This is a genomic window from Streptomyces sp. NPDC001156 (assembly GCF_053598275.1).
In genome coordinates this window covers 1-13448 of record NZ_JBSFJX010000209.1, presented here as the reverse complement: position 1 = coordinate 13448, position 13448 = coordinate 1, and the positions used below count along the sequence as shown (strand labels likewise).

Sequence of the window (13448 nt, the reverse complement as noted above, 5' to 3'; positions counted from 1 at the left end):
CAAGGACGACAAGCCCCCGCGAACCCCAGACCTCAGATCGGCACAGCCAACGACGCACCCGGGTCACACATCAGCAGAACGAAAGACGGTCAACACACGAACTGACTGGGTGAATCGAGCGTCACACGCTCCGACGGTTCGAAAGGTCTCCCGAGCCTTGGTCAAGCTCAGCGAACCGTTCGGGCCACCTCGGACCGCATCGGCATCGTGCTCGTCTTGACCGTCGTCCTCCCAAAAACAGACGTGGCAGATCTCGAAGCCCCCTCGTTGCCCCAGGGTGAGGTAGCCGCAACAGGGGCACCGATACGGCCCGTCTTCGGGTCCGCCAACAACGTTCATGAAGGGTTCCAGCATGGCGGCATTGTCACTGCTGCATCGGTGCTCAGAACACTCGGGACCTCTGTCGTGCAAACCTGGAGAGCCGCCGGCCTGTGGTCGACCACGCTGAGAGGTTGGCTCCGAGACTTTGGGCGGGAGCTGCCATGGGGCGAGTGATCATGGCCCCGTAAGCTTCCGGCGAGTCGGGCAGTCTGTGGACCTGCCCGTTAAAGCACGACGTTGGGGCCATGATCTTCGAGGCTCGCCCCATGGTGGCTGCCTAAAGTCTCGGAGCCAACCGGCCCATCAGGGTGTTTACCGTTCTCGACTCGGGCCCGCACTCGCTGCGGCCCGGGGCTTGGCCCCGGCGCCGAAGGCGCAGAGGGGCCAAAGCCCAAGGGCCAGCCCGCGCTCGCGCGGGCACTTGATGAGGTAGAGAAACCCGTAACGGGCCATAGCTTGCGCGCCGCGATTACTCATTCCTCCGCAGGCTCTCGGGCAAGCTGTCTGCGTTCGGCACGGAACTCATCAAGGAGGACGAAGAACAACTCCATTGCCGACGTCCCGGACTCCTCAGCTGCGCGTTCAATCTCGACGGCCCAGCCCAACGGGCTGGGATACGACATGCCCAACCGCTTCCACAGCCACTCGGCAAACGGCCCGCCACCGCTTCCGAAGACGAACGGCTCCTCGACGCCGTGGATCTCCGATGAGACCCAGAAACCAGTCAGCATGGAGTCCAGGTGCAGCAGAGAGCCGCGCCGAACCCACATGCTCGGTCGGAGGCGCACCTCGTCCAGGAACTCGTACACATCGTGCAGGTCGCTCGGCCGTCGGAACGGTCCCCTGCTCTTCGTCGCCTCCGCCATGCCCGCACGCTACCGAGAACTAGGGAACTCCAGAGCCGAGCCGTCAGCCATCGGCTGAGACGCGACCCTAGGGAGCATCGGATAGCTTGCGGACATGGCGGAGAGAGCACACGAAGATGCCAGAACGGCTCTGGAACGACTGGCCCGCCGGGTCCGTAACGAGCTGACAGCGGCCGGCCTACCGGTGGTGGTGCCCGACCTGGCACCCGAATTGATGGTGGGGGCCGAGGTGACCCTCGCCATGGTGGATGGCAACGGTGCCGTGTTCGTGAGCTGGAACACTAGCCCTCAACTGCGCCGGAAGGCATTGGACGCGCTTCGACACCACCGTCTGGACGACCCGGCACTGCACCACCAGGGCGCAGCCTCGGCCGCAATGGCCGCGGCGATGATCGCCATCCTGACGGCCGCTGGCTTCACCGCGCGGGACGCGGAGAACGACATGAGCCCGTTCGACGTGCAGGTCCTCGACGGTCCCGGCTCGAACACGGAGCCAGCGTGGGCCGTGTCAGCAGACGATCTCACTTTCCCAGGCTGGTCATCGAGCACCTGATCCCCTAACCAACAGCCGATCCGCTCACTGACGCTCACTAATCTTGCTGGTAAGCCCCGGGAGCATTGCTCTCACGTCACGGCAACGGGCGCGTGAGCCAGACCACTTCACCGTTGTCTTCCATGGAAACGTGATCCCGCTCGAACCCGAGCTTCTCCAGGACACGGAGCGACGGTGTGTTCCACGTGCCGACGGTCGACCAGAGTCGTTTCCGCCCAGTTGCGATGGCGGCATCGAGCACCGCGCTGGCTGCCTCGGTGGCATAGCCGTGCCCATGCACGCGCTGGAACAGCTCATATGCGATTTCCGGCTCCTCCAGGGTCGAGCGGCCAATGATCAGTCCGCAGTAGCCGATGAAGTCGCCTTCGGCGCGGCGCTGGATGGGCAACAGGGCGATCCCCGTGGTCGCCGTCGCGGCGAGCAGCTCCGCGATGGACGTCCGGATGCGCTCAACCGCAGGGGTCCCCTTGCCGCGTTCGGAGAGGAGGGCGCAGAACTCAGCCGCGTCCGACTCAGCCCACGGCCGCAGTATCAGCCGCTCGGTCTCAAGGTAAAACGGCATCGTCTCGTACGTAGTCATGCCCCTACTCTGCTCCACGGATCATCACGATCTGCGAGGGTCTCCCGTCTCGTAGCCTGCGGTGAGGCCGCCACGTCGGCTCCATCCCAATGGCAGGAAGGGTGTGTCGTGATCCGTCCGGAGGTTGCTGACTTCACCGCCCTGGGCAAACTCCCGTCCGAGGACGGCGAGCCCGACGAGGCTCTTGAGGAGGCCGTCGAACGTGCGGGAGCTCTTCTGGATCTCATTGAGCGCCCCGTGACCGATGAGGAGGCCCATGCCCTGGCGGACTGCTTCGGCGACGACGAATGCTTCGGCGTGGCCTGGGTCCTCCTGCATCTCATCGAGTCGGCTCCTCACGCGCGTGAGGACCGGCCTGAAGCCGCTAGACGATGGCGTGATGGTCTGACGAGCCGGTAGTAGTCGGGTCGCCCGGGGGATTCTCACCCCCGGGCGCCCCGACTACTAGCTTGCACGGCTCAGTGTGGTGAGGTGATCGAGGTACTCACGGCCGGTCGGCTCGGTGGCGAAGTCTCGGTTGACGATGGCTGCTAGCTCGCGGCTGACCATGAGCAGGGACGGCAGCGACTGGCGGTCGCCCTTCAGGGCCCATTCGCCGTAGTTCACGGCCTGGTCCAAGTCGCCCTGTCGTGCGGCGACAACGCCGAGGGTGATCCTCGCCTCCGCCATCCGCATCGGTGATCGCTCGGACCCGTCGAAGTCGGTGGCCGCCCTGATCACTTCGCGGGCGAGGTTCTCGGCGAACCGGTCCTCTCCGAGTAGCCGGTAGCAGTCCATGGCGTAGAAGTCGAACTTCGCCGGGTCCACCACGAAGTGGTGATCGAGGTTCTCGGGATACGGCATCCCTTCAAGGAGTTTGCGGCCTCGATCGAGCGCCACCTCGGTCTGTCGGCGGTCGCCCAGCCGTGCCCATCCCTTCGCCTCCTGGGCGGCGAGTTGTACCGCTACGCCCTGCGTGGGAGCGGCCTCCGTCCCGGCCTGCGAGGCGGCGAGGATTCCGCGGTAGTCGCCCGTGGTGAGGGCGAACCAGGCACGCATCTCGTGAGCCCAACCGGCGATCTCTGCGTTACCGGACTCATGCGCTAAAGACAGGGCTGCCTTCCGCGTGCTCTCGGCCGCGGCCCGGTCGCCCATGTCGTACTCGACGCATCCGATCAGGAGTGCGAGCCACCCGGACAGGGTGAGGACTTCGCGGTGCTGTGCGAGCGTGAGCCGTTGGGACTGGAGTCCGGCGACTCGCTTGAGCCACTGCCTACCCTCGGCAGCGAGCTGAGCGCCTGGCAGGTACGGGTACTCGGAGCACAGTCGATCGGCCGTGATGCGGAGCGCGTCCAGCGTGGCGCTGTCGACGTCGGACGCCTGCAATCTGCTGATGATGTCGAGTGTTTCCATGCCGCTGGCGGCGACGATCTCGGCATTTCCGTCTCGCTGACCGGCTACGGGGAAGATTGCGTGGGTGACGGTGCCGAAGGTGGCGGCGATGATCGGTTTGTAGAAGTCGCTCGGCATGACCTCACCGGACTCCCAGCGCTTCCACTGCCGCACCATGCTGGAGCCTTCGGGCAGGGGCTTGGGTGCGTGCGCCCGCAGCGCGGCCACCACTTCGGCCTGTGACCACTGCCGGGCCTCGCGCTCCGAGGAAAGCCGTCGTGCCCATGCTGGCCGTTCGTCACTCATGTGCTGCCCTCCCGTCGGGTGCCTGCCTTCGAGTCTGGCATTCAGAGAGCTGGTGACACGGGGGGTGACAGGGGGTTGGCACCAAGGCTGTCCCCCGGTGACACCACGCCTGTCCCTAGTGCGTCCGAGGCGCCTCACGCATGGTGGATCACTAGTCAGGCACTGCTCGGGGACTGGGCGCGCTTCTCCAACTCGGCTACTCGAGCAGCAAGTTGCTGAATCTCGGAGTGGATAGCGTTGATCTCATCTCGGTTAACCGGCCCGCCGGCCTCCTGCCCGGCTTCGCCAGCGCTCGGCGGGGACTGCACGAAGTACCCCCGGGTGGGGACCGAGACGATCACGCCCTCGTCCGCGAGCACCTTGAGCGCGTTGCCCGCCGTCACCGTGGTGACCTTGAACCGGTCGGCCAGCTCGCGCAGCGACGCAAGCCGGTACCCCGCCGGCAGCGCTGCGATCTCTTCGCGCAAGGCGTCGGCGATCTGCACCTTCTTGGGCCTGGGGTCGTGGGCTTCAACCGTCATGCGCCGAGAGTACCGAGCACGGCGACGTAGCACAGCGTATGCCGCACTATCTCTTGTGATCTAGTCTGCTATATAGCAAGCTAAGCCACGCGGCCACTGGCCGTACTCCGGAGGGCGACGCACCTACCGCCAAGCAAGCCGCCGCCCTCCTTCGTCCCACAAAGGGAGCCTCCATCATGCCCGCAACGCTGACCGCCCCGCACATTTCGCCAGTACTACCGTTACCGGCCCCGCGCCCCGAGCCCATCCGCCGTTCCACGTCGGGCCGTTGCTGCCCTGTGTGTGCGGAGCCTCGCTGCGCCGACGCGGAGTTCTGCCGCTTCTACTTCGCGGACCGGGACTGGATCAACTGCCTGGACTGCGGCGGCACCGGCTACGACACCTCCGAGTTTCAGATCTGGTGTCCCACCTGCGGTGGCGCCGAGGTCGTGGAAGCGGGGGTGCAGGCATGAGCCTCGCCGTGATCACACCGCTGACCGACGCGGCCGCGCCGCCGGTGCAGCCCTTGCGTAGCGCGCTCCGGGCTACGGACGCTCCGCTGTGTCGTGCTCGGGTGGCTCGTGGCTGGTCTCAGCGCAAGGTCGTGCGGGCGCTGCGTCTGCTGGCCGAGAGCTGGGGCTGGGAGGTGGCTGCCGAGAGCTCCCTCACGGTGCAGATCTCCCGATGGGAGAACGGCGTCAACCGGCCCAGCCAGACCTACCAGGTCCTCCTCTGCGTCCTGTTCCGGGCCACACCCGATGCCCTCGGCTTCACCCGTACCGGCAACGCGACGCTCGCCGACCGCATCGACGCCTTGGAGCACCTGGTGTCGGACCTGGCGGCCCAGCTCGAAACGGTGGTGGCTGCGTGACGGTCTTCCCCGTCGCCCCGGAGGCCGTGGCCGGTGCTGCGGCCTCCCTGGGCACCGACCCCCTCACCCTCGCCGACCTGCTCCGGGTCGCCAACGCGCCGGGCTTCGACCGCTGGCAGGAACAAGTCCGCCGCACGGGCGGCTGCTCCAACCCCATCCACCTGGTGGGCCAGACGGTCACCTGTGACGCCAAGACCGGCGACGTCCTGTACTCCTACAGCACCGACTTGGAGCCGGGCGGACGGCTCCGCGTCGCCTGCGGCAACCGGCGCGCCTCCCGCTGCCCCTCGTGCGCCTGGACGTACGCGGGCGATACCTACCACCTGATCCGTGCCGGGATCACCGGCGACGAACGCAAGGATGTGCCCGCCACGGTCCGGGACCACCCCCGCGTCTTCGCGACTCTCACCGCGCCCTCGTTCGGGCCCGTCCACAACCGGCCCGACTCCGGCCGCTGCCGGTGCGGCGCCCGGCACGCCGACGATGACCCGGCGCTGGGCACGGCGCTCGGCCCGGAGCGGTACGACTACGCCGGGGCCGTGCTGTGGAACAACCACGCCGGGGATCTGTGGCGGCGCTTCACCATCTACCTGCGCCGCGAGATCGCCACCCGCGCGGGCCTGACCCAGTCCGCCCTGAAGGAGGTGTGCCGGGTCTCCTTCGGCAAGGTCGCCGAGTTCCAAAAGCGCGGGGCCGTGCACTTCCACGCCGTGGTGCGCCTGGACGGACCCGACGGTCCCGACAGCTCCCCGCCGGCCTGGGCCACGGTCGCGCTCCTGGACGACGCGATCCGCGCTGCCGCCGCTCGGGTCTCCGTGCCGGTGCCCGCCGCCGGGGACTTCCCCGCCCGCAGTCTGCGGTGGGGCTCGCAGGTCGACGTGCAGCCCATCGGCGCCCTGGGGCATGAGGAGCTGACGGAACAGGCCGTGGCCTCGTACGTGGCCAAGTACGCCACGAAGGCGGCCGAGACCACCGGCACGGTCGACCGCCGGATCGGGGAGCTCTCGGAGTTGGACAAGCTGCCCGGCCTGCCCGCGCACACACGACGACTCATCGAGGCGTGCTGGGACCTGGACGGCGCCTACCCGGATCGGCTGCTGGCCAAGTGGGCTCACATGCTCGGCTTCCGCAGCCACTTCTCCACCAAGTCCCGCCACTACTCCACCACGCTCGGCGCGCTGCGTCAGGTACGCGCCGACTACCGCGCCCGGCAGGAACGCCGCGAACGCGGGCTTTCGGAAGATCTCGACGAAACGGAGGGCTCCACTCTGATCCTCGCTCACTGGACCTACGCCGGACACGGCCACACCCCCGGCGAATCCTGGCTCGCTGCATCGATCGCCCGGGATCTCCGCCTCAACCGCGAGACCGCGCGTGAGGCTCTGGCCGACCTGTCAGATCTTGATGCAGAGGGGGAGTGGTGAGCATGGACCGACTCCTCAGCGTGCAAGAGGTTGCCGAAGTCCTCGGTACGACCGTGCGCTTCCCTCGTCGCCTGATCGAGGAACGCCGGATCACCTTTGTCAAGGTTGGTCGGCACGTCCGCATCCCGGAGAGCGCCGTGTCTGCCTACATCGCTGACCGCACCGTGCAGCCGGTGACCGTTCGGTCTGTGGCGCTCAGGAGGGTTTCCTGATGGCGAACAACCAGGGCAGGCGGCGCCGGTTCGGTTCGGTTCGGTCCGACAGCTCAAGTCGGGTCGCTGGCAAGCCCGTTACCGTGATCCGAACACGGGTCAGTTCCGCAGTGCACAGGAGACGTACGCCACCAAGACGGATGCTGAGGTCGCGCTGACTCACATCGAGGCGGACATCACTCGCGGTCAGTGGGCCGACCCTGACGCGGGCAAGGTCCGCTTCGGCGAGTACGCCACTGCCTGGCTCAAAGACCGGAAGCTGGCGGCCCGCTCGCGCGAGCGGCACGAGATTGTGATCCGACTGCACCTGTTGCCCACCTTTGGCGAGCGGCCTCTGTCCTCGATCACGACGGCTCAGGTCCGGACCTGGCGTACGGCATGCCTTGAACGGACCGGTGAGCCGACCGTGGTCAAGGCCTATCAGATCTTGCGGGCGATCCTGAACACGGCCGTCGATGATGAACTGATTCGGCGTAACCCGTGCCGGATCAAGGGCGCCGACCGCTACGACGTTCCAGAGCGGCCCATCCTCACGGTTACCGAGGTATACGCCGTGGCGGACGCGATCGGCCAGCGCTACCGGCTGCTCGTTCTCCTGGCTGCCTTCACTGGGCTGCGCTTCGGGGAGCTGGCCTCTCTCCGCCGGCGGGACGTCGCCATGGGTAACGCCGTGCTCATGGTTCAGCGCTCGCAGGCGGAGATGCAGACGGGAGCTCTCTTCGACAAGGCTCCGAAGTCGGATGCCGGTGTCCGGCCGGTGGCCTTCCCGACTGAACTCCTGCCGGACGTGAAGCGGCACCTCGATGCCTACTCCGGGTCCGGCCGAGACGATCACGTCTTCCTCGGGCCCCGGGGCGGTCGGCTCCGTCGCAGCAACTTCCGAGACGACTGGATCAAGGCCAGGAAGAAGGCGGGGATCACGGCAGACGTGCACTTCCACGATCTGCGACACACCGGGAACACCCTCGCCGCATCCGGCGCGAGCCTGCGTGAGCTGATGACCCGGATGGGCCACAGCACGCCCCGGGCGGCGCTGATCTATCAGCACATGGTCAACGGCCGCGACCGAGAGATCGCCGATCGCCTCGGCTCGATGATCCGCGAGACTCGGGGCGACGTGGACTCTTAGCGGACTTTCTGGCACGCGAGTGGCACGCCCGTGATCATGCGAAAGGGCCAGTTCGAGGGGATCAAGCCTCTGAACTGGCCCTTTGCGTTGTGCCCCCGGCAGGATTCGAACCTGCGACACCCGCTTTAGGAGAGGCTCTATAACCTGCCCCGTCTGTGATGATCTTCCCCCGGATTCACTGTTCTGGCTGGTCAGCGCGGTCCGGCCTTCCGTACCCGTCGGATCGTTCCCGGCCTTTACTCGGCCTTCCGTTCCCCTGACGTTCCCCATGTGGGCCCCCCGGACCTGTGGGAACGGAGGCCGGGGGAGTCGACTGAGGTCAGCTGCGGTCGGCGAAGCGGTGAGCACCGCAGACCCTTTGGGGATGACGAAGGCCCCGCCCCCATCAGGGGGTCGGGGCCCTCGGCCGTCTACGCGGGCCTGCCGGACCGCTGTGCACAGGCTAGCGGCTCGGGCTGAGCTGCGGAACCAGTCCGTACAGGATGCTCGGGCGGATCTCCGGCGTGCCGACGTAGCAGCAGGCGTGCGGGCAGGGCACCCACTTCCAGGGCTGGGCGTACGCGGCGCGCAGGGATTCGCGGGAGCGGTCGGGGTCGTCGGCGGCGCAGCGGCGTTCGACGCGGCCTCTGAGGCCGCAGCCGGTGCACAGGCCGAAGGCGTCGCGGTAGGGGCCGTGGGGCCGCAGCGTTCCTCCTCCAGGGCGGCGACCTCGCGCGGGAGGACGGGGTGCGGGTAGGGGCGTCCGCTGCCGGCGGCGGGCTCGCCGGTGTCGGGGTCGAACTCGTAGGCGCGCTCGCCGGGCCGGACGGGCAGGGACCACCAGGGCTGTCCGGGGGCGGTGGCGTAGACCACGAACCGATCAAGGAATGAGAAAGGGCCAGGTCATAGACACTGACCCGGTCTTTTCTCGTGGAGCCGCTTTCGGGATTCGAACCCGAGACCTACGCATTACGAGCTCGCCAGAGCGTTGCCTCGGGCTTCCCTGAGCGTCCCCGTTTTCCCCGTCTGTGCAGGTCAGCAGGCATGCAGATACCCGGGCCGCGATGATCGTTCACGGGGTTTCACTGTCCTTCCGGACCCATCTCGGACCCATGAAGGCCCCGCCGGCGGGCTGTCCCGGCCCCAGCGGGGCGGGGCTCCAGCTCAGCGCCGGGCGCGAAAGCGCCTCCAGCGCAGACCCCTTGCGACGCACAGAGGCCCTACCCCGCCTGGCGCTTTCTAGTGGTCGTCGCAACACCCCACACCGCCACACTCCCGCCACTGAGCGCGACGGGCCCTTGCCCTCAGGCCGAGGGAGTTGAGAACCACGGAGACCGCTCACCGTGGCGGTGATCCTCGCCATGATGGCGGCCCGGTGGCCCTGAGCCGGAATCGCCCTGATCCGCCGGCTCCGCATTCGGCATGACGCACGGATCGCGGGCCTTCGCCACAACGACGCCATGCCCGGGATCGGCCGCGGGGACCGCAGGTACCGCCGACAGGCTGACGGTCGGACATGCCGGGGACAAGGGCTTGGCAAGCCGTTGCCGGGGGCTGCATCGAATGCATGCGTGTCCACACCCGCGCCGCGAGGTCGTCGTTAGTGCGGGCGGGTAGGCGGCCGGCTCGCGCCAGGGCCATGCCCGTCAAGGAAGGAGCAACCCGGCTTGCCGGTCCTCCACGGATGCGTGAGCGTAGGTGATCGGAGAGTGACGAGGAACGGGGAGGCGGAATGGTGGGTGTGCTCCGGCACGTGGCGCGGCCCGTCTGGCAGGGCGCCGGGCGGCTGACCACGCCGTTGCTGCCTGATGACTTTCTGGCGGTCGTCGATCCCCTGTGGTCGGCCAGGTGGCCCGCGGGCCGGGTGGAGGTAGTCCGGGCGGAGACGGCGGACGCGACGACGCTCGTGGTGCGGGCGGGGCGCGGCTGGTCGGGGCATCGCGCGGCCGGGCAGTACGTGCCGGTGGGAGTGGGCATCGAAGGCGTACTGCACTGGCGGACGTACTCGATCACGACCCCGCCGGACGGCTCCCGGCGTTTCGCGATCACCGTGCGGGCGGTCCCGGGCGGGCGGGTGTCCCGGCACCTGGCCCACCGGGTCCGGCCCCGGGAATCCCTGCGCCTGGGTCCTGTCCAGGGGGATTTCGTGCTGCCCGACCCGCCGCCCACGCGCCTGTTGTTCCTGACCGGCGGCATTGGCATCACTCCCGTGGTGGCCATGCTGCGCGCGCTCGCCGGGCACACGGGCCGCCGCCCGGACACCGTGCTGGTGCACAGCTCGTCGGACGCCGACCGGGTGGTCTTCGGCGGTGAGCTCCATGCCATTGCCGCCCGCGAGAGCTGGTTCACGCTGTACGAACACCACACCCGCCGGGAAGGGCGGCTGGATCGGGTACGCCTGGGCGCTGTGTGCCCTGACTGGGTGGAGCGCGAGACCTGGGCCTGCGGGCCGGAAGGGCTGCTGGCGTTCGCCGAGCGGACCTGGCGCGACGCGGATGCCCGGCACCGGCTGCACCTGGAGCGGTTCCGGCCACCGTCACCGGCCGCGCCGGGCAGTGGATCGGGCGGGCACGGCGGGCGGGTGCGCTTCACCCGCAGCGGTGTCGAGACGGACGCCGGCTCCGCCACGTCCCTGCTGGACGTCGGCGAGGCGGCGGGTGTCGTCATGCCCAGCGGCTGCCGTATGGGCATCTGCCACAGCTGCGTCAGCCCGCTGTCCGCCGGCCGGGTCCGCGACCTGCGGACCGGCGACGTACACGGCGAGCCGGGCGACCTGATCCAGACCTGCGTGTCGGCCGCCTGTGGACCCGTGCACATCGACCTGTAGAGCCGATCTGTCGAGCCTTGAGGAAGGGGAGAACCAGTGGCCGCTGCGCTTGCTCTTGCGCCGCCCGAAGCCGACGCCTTCGGGCAGGAACTGGACCACATCCGCGCCGAGGTGCTGGCCGAGCGCGGCGCCGAGGACGCCCGCTACATCCGTACCCTCATCAGGGTGCACCGCGCCCTGGAAGTCGGCGGCCGGGCCGCACTGGCCGTCTCCCTGCTGCCGCCCGCCTGGCTGGCCGGGACGGCGATGCTCACCACCGCCAAGATCCTGGAGAACATGGAGCTGGGCCACAACATCCTGCACGGACAGTGGGACTGGATGCGCGACCCGGCCATCCACTCCACCACCTGGGAATGGGACTTCCCCACTCCGGCCGCCGCCTGGAAGCACACCCACAACGACCTGCACCACACCTGGACCAACGTGGTGGGCCGGGACCGGGACCTGGGCTACGTGGCCATGCGGATGAGCATGGACCAGCCCTGGCGCCCCGTCCATCTCCTCCAGCCCTTCTACGGCGGGCCGCTGCTGGCACCGCTCTTCGAGTGGGCCATCGCGCTGTACGACCTGGAGCCCGAGGCAGTCGTCCAGGGCCGCAAGTCCGTGCGCGCGTTCCTGGGCGACCTCGCAGGTGTGGCCCGCAAGGTGGCACGGCAGTTCACTAAGGACTACGTCCTGTTCCCGCTGCTGGCCGGCCCGTCCGCCCTGTCCTGCCTGCTCGGCAACCTCACCGCCAACGTCACCCGCAACATCTGGGCGCACACCGTGATCTTCTGCGGCCACTTCCCCGCCGGTGCAGAATCCTTCACCGAGGACGAGATCGAGGGCGAGTCGCGCGGCGAGTGGTACGTACGGCAGGCACTCGGTTCGGCGAACATCGACGGCGGCCCTCTCCTGCACATCCTCACCGGAAACCTCAGCCACCAGATCGAGCACCATCTCTTCCCCGACCTGCCCAGCAACCGCTATGCCGAGATCGCTCCCCGGGTGCGCAAGCTATGCGAAAAGTACGGCATCCCCTACACCACCGGCCCGCTGCTGCGCCAGTACGCCTCCACCTGGGCCCGCATCTGGCGCATGGCGATCCCGTAACACCCCCGTACCAGCCGGTTCGCCGACGCACGGGGCAGGGCGTTCGGAGTCCGCCCGGTAACGCCGAATGCTGCCTTACGCCACGCGGTTCCGACGCTCGACCAGCAGGCCGCGTTCGAACTGAGCTCCGGCGCGGACGAGGGCGACGAGGTGGGGTGCGTTGACGGCCAGCCACCGTTGCTGGGCGGATTCGACGAGTTTGAAGACCATGTCTCGGCCAAGGCGGCGGCCGCGCTGCCGGCGCCCTTGGTGACCGTCGTGCGCAGGCGGAGAGGGACGGTGGCGGACGTATCACCTCGACCACCCCGGCCGCAGTCGATCCGATACGGCGCAGGGCGCTCCCAGGTGACACGATCGGCGTTATGGGCACCGAGACGGACTGGGGTGTACCGGGTATTCGAGCCACATGGCTCGGAGGGATGGCGCCCCTACGGCAGCGACCCCGAACGGTGGCGGGGCGCGATCACAGCTGCCGATTCGAGCGAGGGCGCCCAGTTTGCCGTCGCCCTCGTCGTCGCCGACCTGATGACCGAGTGGAAGATGCGCGGCTTTCCCCGGGCGAAGCACGTCCGGGTCTTCCTCTGGCGCGACGAGGAGGGCGACGAGACGGACGCGGACATCATCGTGGAGGTCAGACCGGATATCCACGCAGCGTGACGGAGCTGCATTCGAATCGCTTCGTCTGTCCCGATCCGCGCGATGGGCGTGTCGGGGGTCTCCGGCTTACTCGTCCGGGTGCACGTGATAGATCGATCATGTAATGGGCCGCAGGGACGGCGGTGTCGCGAGCATGGGAACGATGATCGTGCGTCGAGATCTCAGGGTCTCAGAGGTGGAGGACCCCGGCGGCCTGGGCGAACCGCTCGTCCGAGGCGCACAGGGACTCGCGGGAGAGGTCGGGTCGTCGGCGGCGCAGCGGCGTCGGGGATGTCGGCGAGGCTGGCACCGCTGCTGGGCCCCGTAGGGATCCGGGAGCCTGCTGGGTGTCGTCATCGCCGGCTCCCGGCGGGCGGCCGCTCGGCCTCGCGCTCGTCAGCCTCTTCTTCGTACTCCTCTTCTTCCTCTTCGCCGTTGCCCTCTTCTTCGGCTTCCTCTTCCTCGTACTCGCCCTCGGGTTCCTCTTCGCCGTTGCCCTCTTCCTCGGCTTCCTCTTCCTCTTCCTCGTACTCGCCCTCGGGTTCCTCTTCCGCGGTCTCCTCTTCCTCTTCCTCGTACTCGCCCTCGGGTTCCTCTTCTTCGCCCTCGGCGCCTTCTTCCTCCTCGGCGATTGCATCCTCGTGGGTGCGGACGACCTCGCCGTCGTGGATCTCGCCGCGCCAGCTGTCCTCCGCCTCGCCCTTGAGGGTGATGAAGCGGTCGAAGTTCTTGAAGTCGAGGCGAGCCCGGCGGCCCTGAGCGCGCCAGATGTTGCCGGTCT

Annotated in this window: 14 protein-coding genes and 3 pseudogenes; 10 read left to right on the top strand and 7 right to left on the bottom strand. The window is 68.3% G+C overall.

Annotated features, from left to right (window positions below):
* Positions 1-63 precede the first annotated feature (63 nt).
* Positions 64-339, bottom strand: a complete 276-nt coding sequence (locus ACWDA7_RS43280) for a CPCC family cysteine-rich protein (protein WP_450612415.1) — start codon at positions 337-339, stop codon at positions 64-66.
* 455 nt (positions 340-794) lie between these two features.
* Complete coding sequence (locus tag ACWDA7_RS43275; RefSeq protein WP_450612413.1) at positions 795-1187, bottom strand: hypothetical protein; 393 nt, start codon at positions 1185-1187, stop codon at positions 795-797.
* A 94-nt stretch (positions 1188-1281) separates the two neighbouring features.
* On the opposite strand from ACWDA7_RS43275, the gene ACWDA7_RS43270 reads away from it, so the two are divergent.
* Entirely contained in the window at positions 1282-1740 is a 459-nt protein-coding gene (locus ACWDA7_RS43270) for a hypothetical protein (RefSeq protein WP_450612411.1), read from the top strand.
* A gap of 76 nt (positions 1741-1816) precedes the next feature.
* Here the strand turns inward: ACWDA7_RS43270 and ACWDA7_RS43265 are convergent, their stop codons facing one another.
* On the bottom strand, positions 1817-2320 hold the full coding sequence (locus tag ACWDA7_RS43265) for a GNAT family N-acetyltransferase (protein WP_450612409.1): 504 nt from the start codon (positions 2318-2320) through the stop codon (positions 1817-1819).
* A 108-nt stretch (positions 2321-2428) separates the two neighbouring features.
* Here ACWDA7_RS43265 and ACWDA7_RS43260 point away from each other — a divergent pair, with 108 nt between their 5' ends.
* Positions 2429-2719, top strand: a complete 291-nt coding sequence (locus ACWDA7_RS43260; protein ID WP_450612407.1) for a hypothetical protein — start codon at positions 2429-2431, stop codon at positions 2717-2719.
* A gap of 45 nt (positions 2720-2764) precedes the next feature.
* Here ACWDA7_RS43260 and ACWDA7_RS43255 read toward each other — a convergent pair whose 3' ends face one another.
* The gene (locus ACWDA7_RS43255) at positions 2765-3997 is read right to left on the bottom strand and encodes an XRE family transcriptional regulator (protein WP_450612405.1); all 1233 of its coding nucleotides are present in this window, start codon (positions 3995-3997) and stop codon (positions 2765-2767) included.
* A 155-nt stretch (positions 3998-4152) separates the two neighbouring features.
* The gene (locus ACWDA7_RS43250) at positions 4153-4518 is read right to left on the bottom strand and encodes a GntR family transcriptional regulator (protein ID WP_450612403.1); all 366 of its coding nucleotides are present in this window, start codon (positions 4516-4518) and stop codon (positions 4153-4155) included.
* Positions 4519-4796: 278 nt separating this feature from the next.
* On the opposite strand from ACWDA7_RS43250, the gene ACWDA7_RS43245 reads away from it, so the two are divergent.
* From ACWDA7_RS43245 to ACWDA7_RS43215, 7 genes and pseudogenes are all read left to right on the top strand, one after another.
* Positions 4797-4970 carry a hypothetical protein gene (locus tag ACWDA7_RS43245; protein WP_450612401.1) on the top strand — a complete coding sequence of 58 codons (174 nt, stop codon included), beginning with the start codon at positions 4797-4799 and terminating at the stop codon, positions 4968-4970.
* Positions 4967-5368 carry an XRE family transcriptional regulator gene (locus ACWDA7_RS43240; protein WP_450612399.1) on the top strand — a complete coding sequence of 134 codons (402 nt, stop codon included), beginning with the start codon at positions 4967-4969 and terminating at the stop codon, positions 5366-5368. The genes ACWDA7_RS43245 and ACWDA7_RS43240 overlap by 4 nt, the downstream gene beginning before the upstream one ends.
* Positions 5365-6792: a replication initiator protein RepSA gene (gene repSA, locus ACWDA7_RS43235; protein WP_450612397.1), complete on the top strand. Its 1428-nt coding sequence runs from the start codon at positions 5365-5367 to the stop codon at positions 6790-6792. The genes ACWDA7_RS43240 and repSA overlap by 4 nt, the downstream gene beginning before the upstream one ends.
* Positions 6793-6794: 2 nt before the next feature.
* Positions 6795-7004: an excisionase family DNA-binding protein gene (locus ACWDA7_RS43230; RefSeq protein ID WP_450612395.1), complete on the top strand. Its 210-nt coding sequence runs from the start codon at positions 6795-6797 to the stop codon at positions 7002-7004.
* Positions 7004-8133, top strand: a pseudogene (locus ACWDA7_RS43225) (tyrosine-type recombinase/integrase). Before ACWDA7_RS43230 ends, ACWDA7_RS43225 begins: the two are co-directional and overlap by 1 nt.
* Positions 8134-9844: 1711 nt before the next feature.
* Positions 9845-10939, top strand: coding sequence for a ferredoxin reductase (locus ACWDA7_RS43220; RefSeq protein WP_450612394.1), 1095 nt, complete (start codon positions 9845-9847; stop codon positions 10937-10939).
* Positions 10940-10975: 36 nt separating this feature from the next.
* On the top strand, positions 10976-12031 hold the full coding sequence (locus tag ACWDA7_RS43215) for a fatty acid desaturase family protein (protein ID WP_450612392.1): 1056 nt from the start codon (positions 10976-10978) through the stop codon (positions 12029-12031).
* A 75-nt stretch (positions 12032-12106) separates the two neighbouring features.
* Here ACWDA7_RS43215 and ACWDA7_RS43210 read toward each other — a convergent pair.
* Positions 12107-12321 (bottom strand): annotated as a pseudogene (locus tag ACWDA7_RS43210) (IS256 family transposase); the annotation flags it as partial.
* 94 nt (positions 12322-12415) lie between these two features.
* On the opposite strand from ACWDA7_RS43210, the gene ACWDA7_RS43205 reads away from it, so the two are divergent.
* On the top strand, positions 12416-12688 hold the full coding sequence (locus ACWDA7_RS43205; protein ID WP_450612390.1) for a hypothetical protein: 273 nt from the start codon (positions 12416-12418) through the stop codon (positions 12686-12688).
* A 332-nt stretch (positions 12689-13020) separates the two neighbouring features.
* Here ACWDA7_RS43205 and ACWDA7_RS43200 read toward each other — a convergent pair.
* A pseudogene (locus ACWDA7_RS43200) lies at positions 13021-13448 on the bottom strand (SRPBCC family protein); the annotation flags it as partial.

Excerpts from the sequence above, each read along its gene's own strand:
- ACWDA7_RS43280 (WP_450612415.1), bottom strand. The coding sequence starts at position 339 with ATGAACGTTGTTGGCGGACCCGAAGACGGGCCGTATCGGTGCCCCTGT.
- ACWDA7_RS43275 (WP_450612413.1), bottom strand. The coding sequence starts at position 1,187 with ATGGCGGAGGCGACGAAGAGCAGGGGACCGTTCCGACGGCCGAGCGAC.
- ACWDA7_RS43270 (WP_450612411.1), top strand. The coding sequence starts at position 1,282 with ATGGCGGAGAGAGCACACGAAGATGCCAGAACGGCTCTGGAACGACTG.
- ACWDA7_RS43265 (WP_450612409.1), bottom strand. The coding sequence starts at position 2,320 with ATGACTACGTACGAGACGATGCCGTTTTACCTTGAGACCGAGCGGCTG.
- ACWDA7_RS43255 (WP_450612405.1), bottom strand. The coding sequence starts at position 3,997 with ATGAGTGACGAACGGCCAGCATGGGCACGACGGCTTTCCTCGGAGCGC.
- ACWDA7_RS43250 (WP_450612403.1), bottom strand. The coding sequence starts at position 4,518 with ATGACGGTTGAAGCCCACGACCCCAGGCCCAAGAAGGTGCAGATCGCC.
- ACWDA7_RS43240 (WP_450612399.1), top strand. The coding sequence starts at position 4,967 with ATGAGCCTCGCCGTGATCACACCGCTGACCGACGCGGCCGCGCCGCCG.
- ACWDA7_RS43230 (WP_450612395.1), top strand. The coding sequence starts at position 6,795 with ATGGACCGACTCCTCAGCGTGCAAGAGGTTGCCGAAGTCCTCGGTACG.
- ACWDA7_RS43220 (WP_450612394.1), top strand. The coding sequence starts at position 9,845 with ATGGTGGGTGTGCTCCGGCACGTGGCGCGGCCCGTCTGGCAGGGCGCC.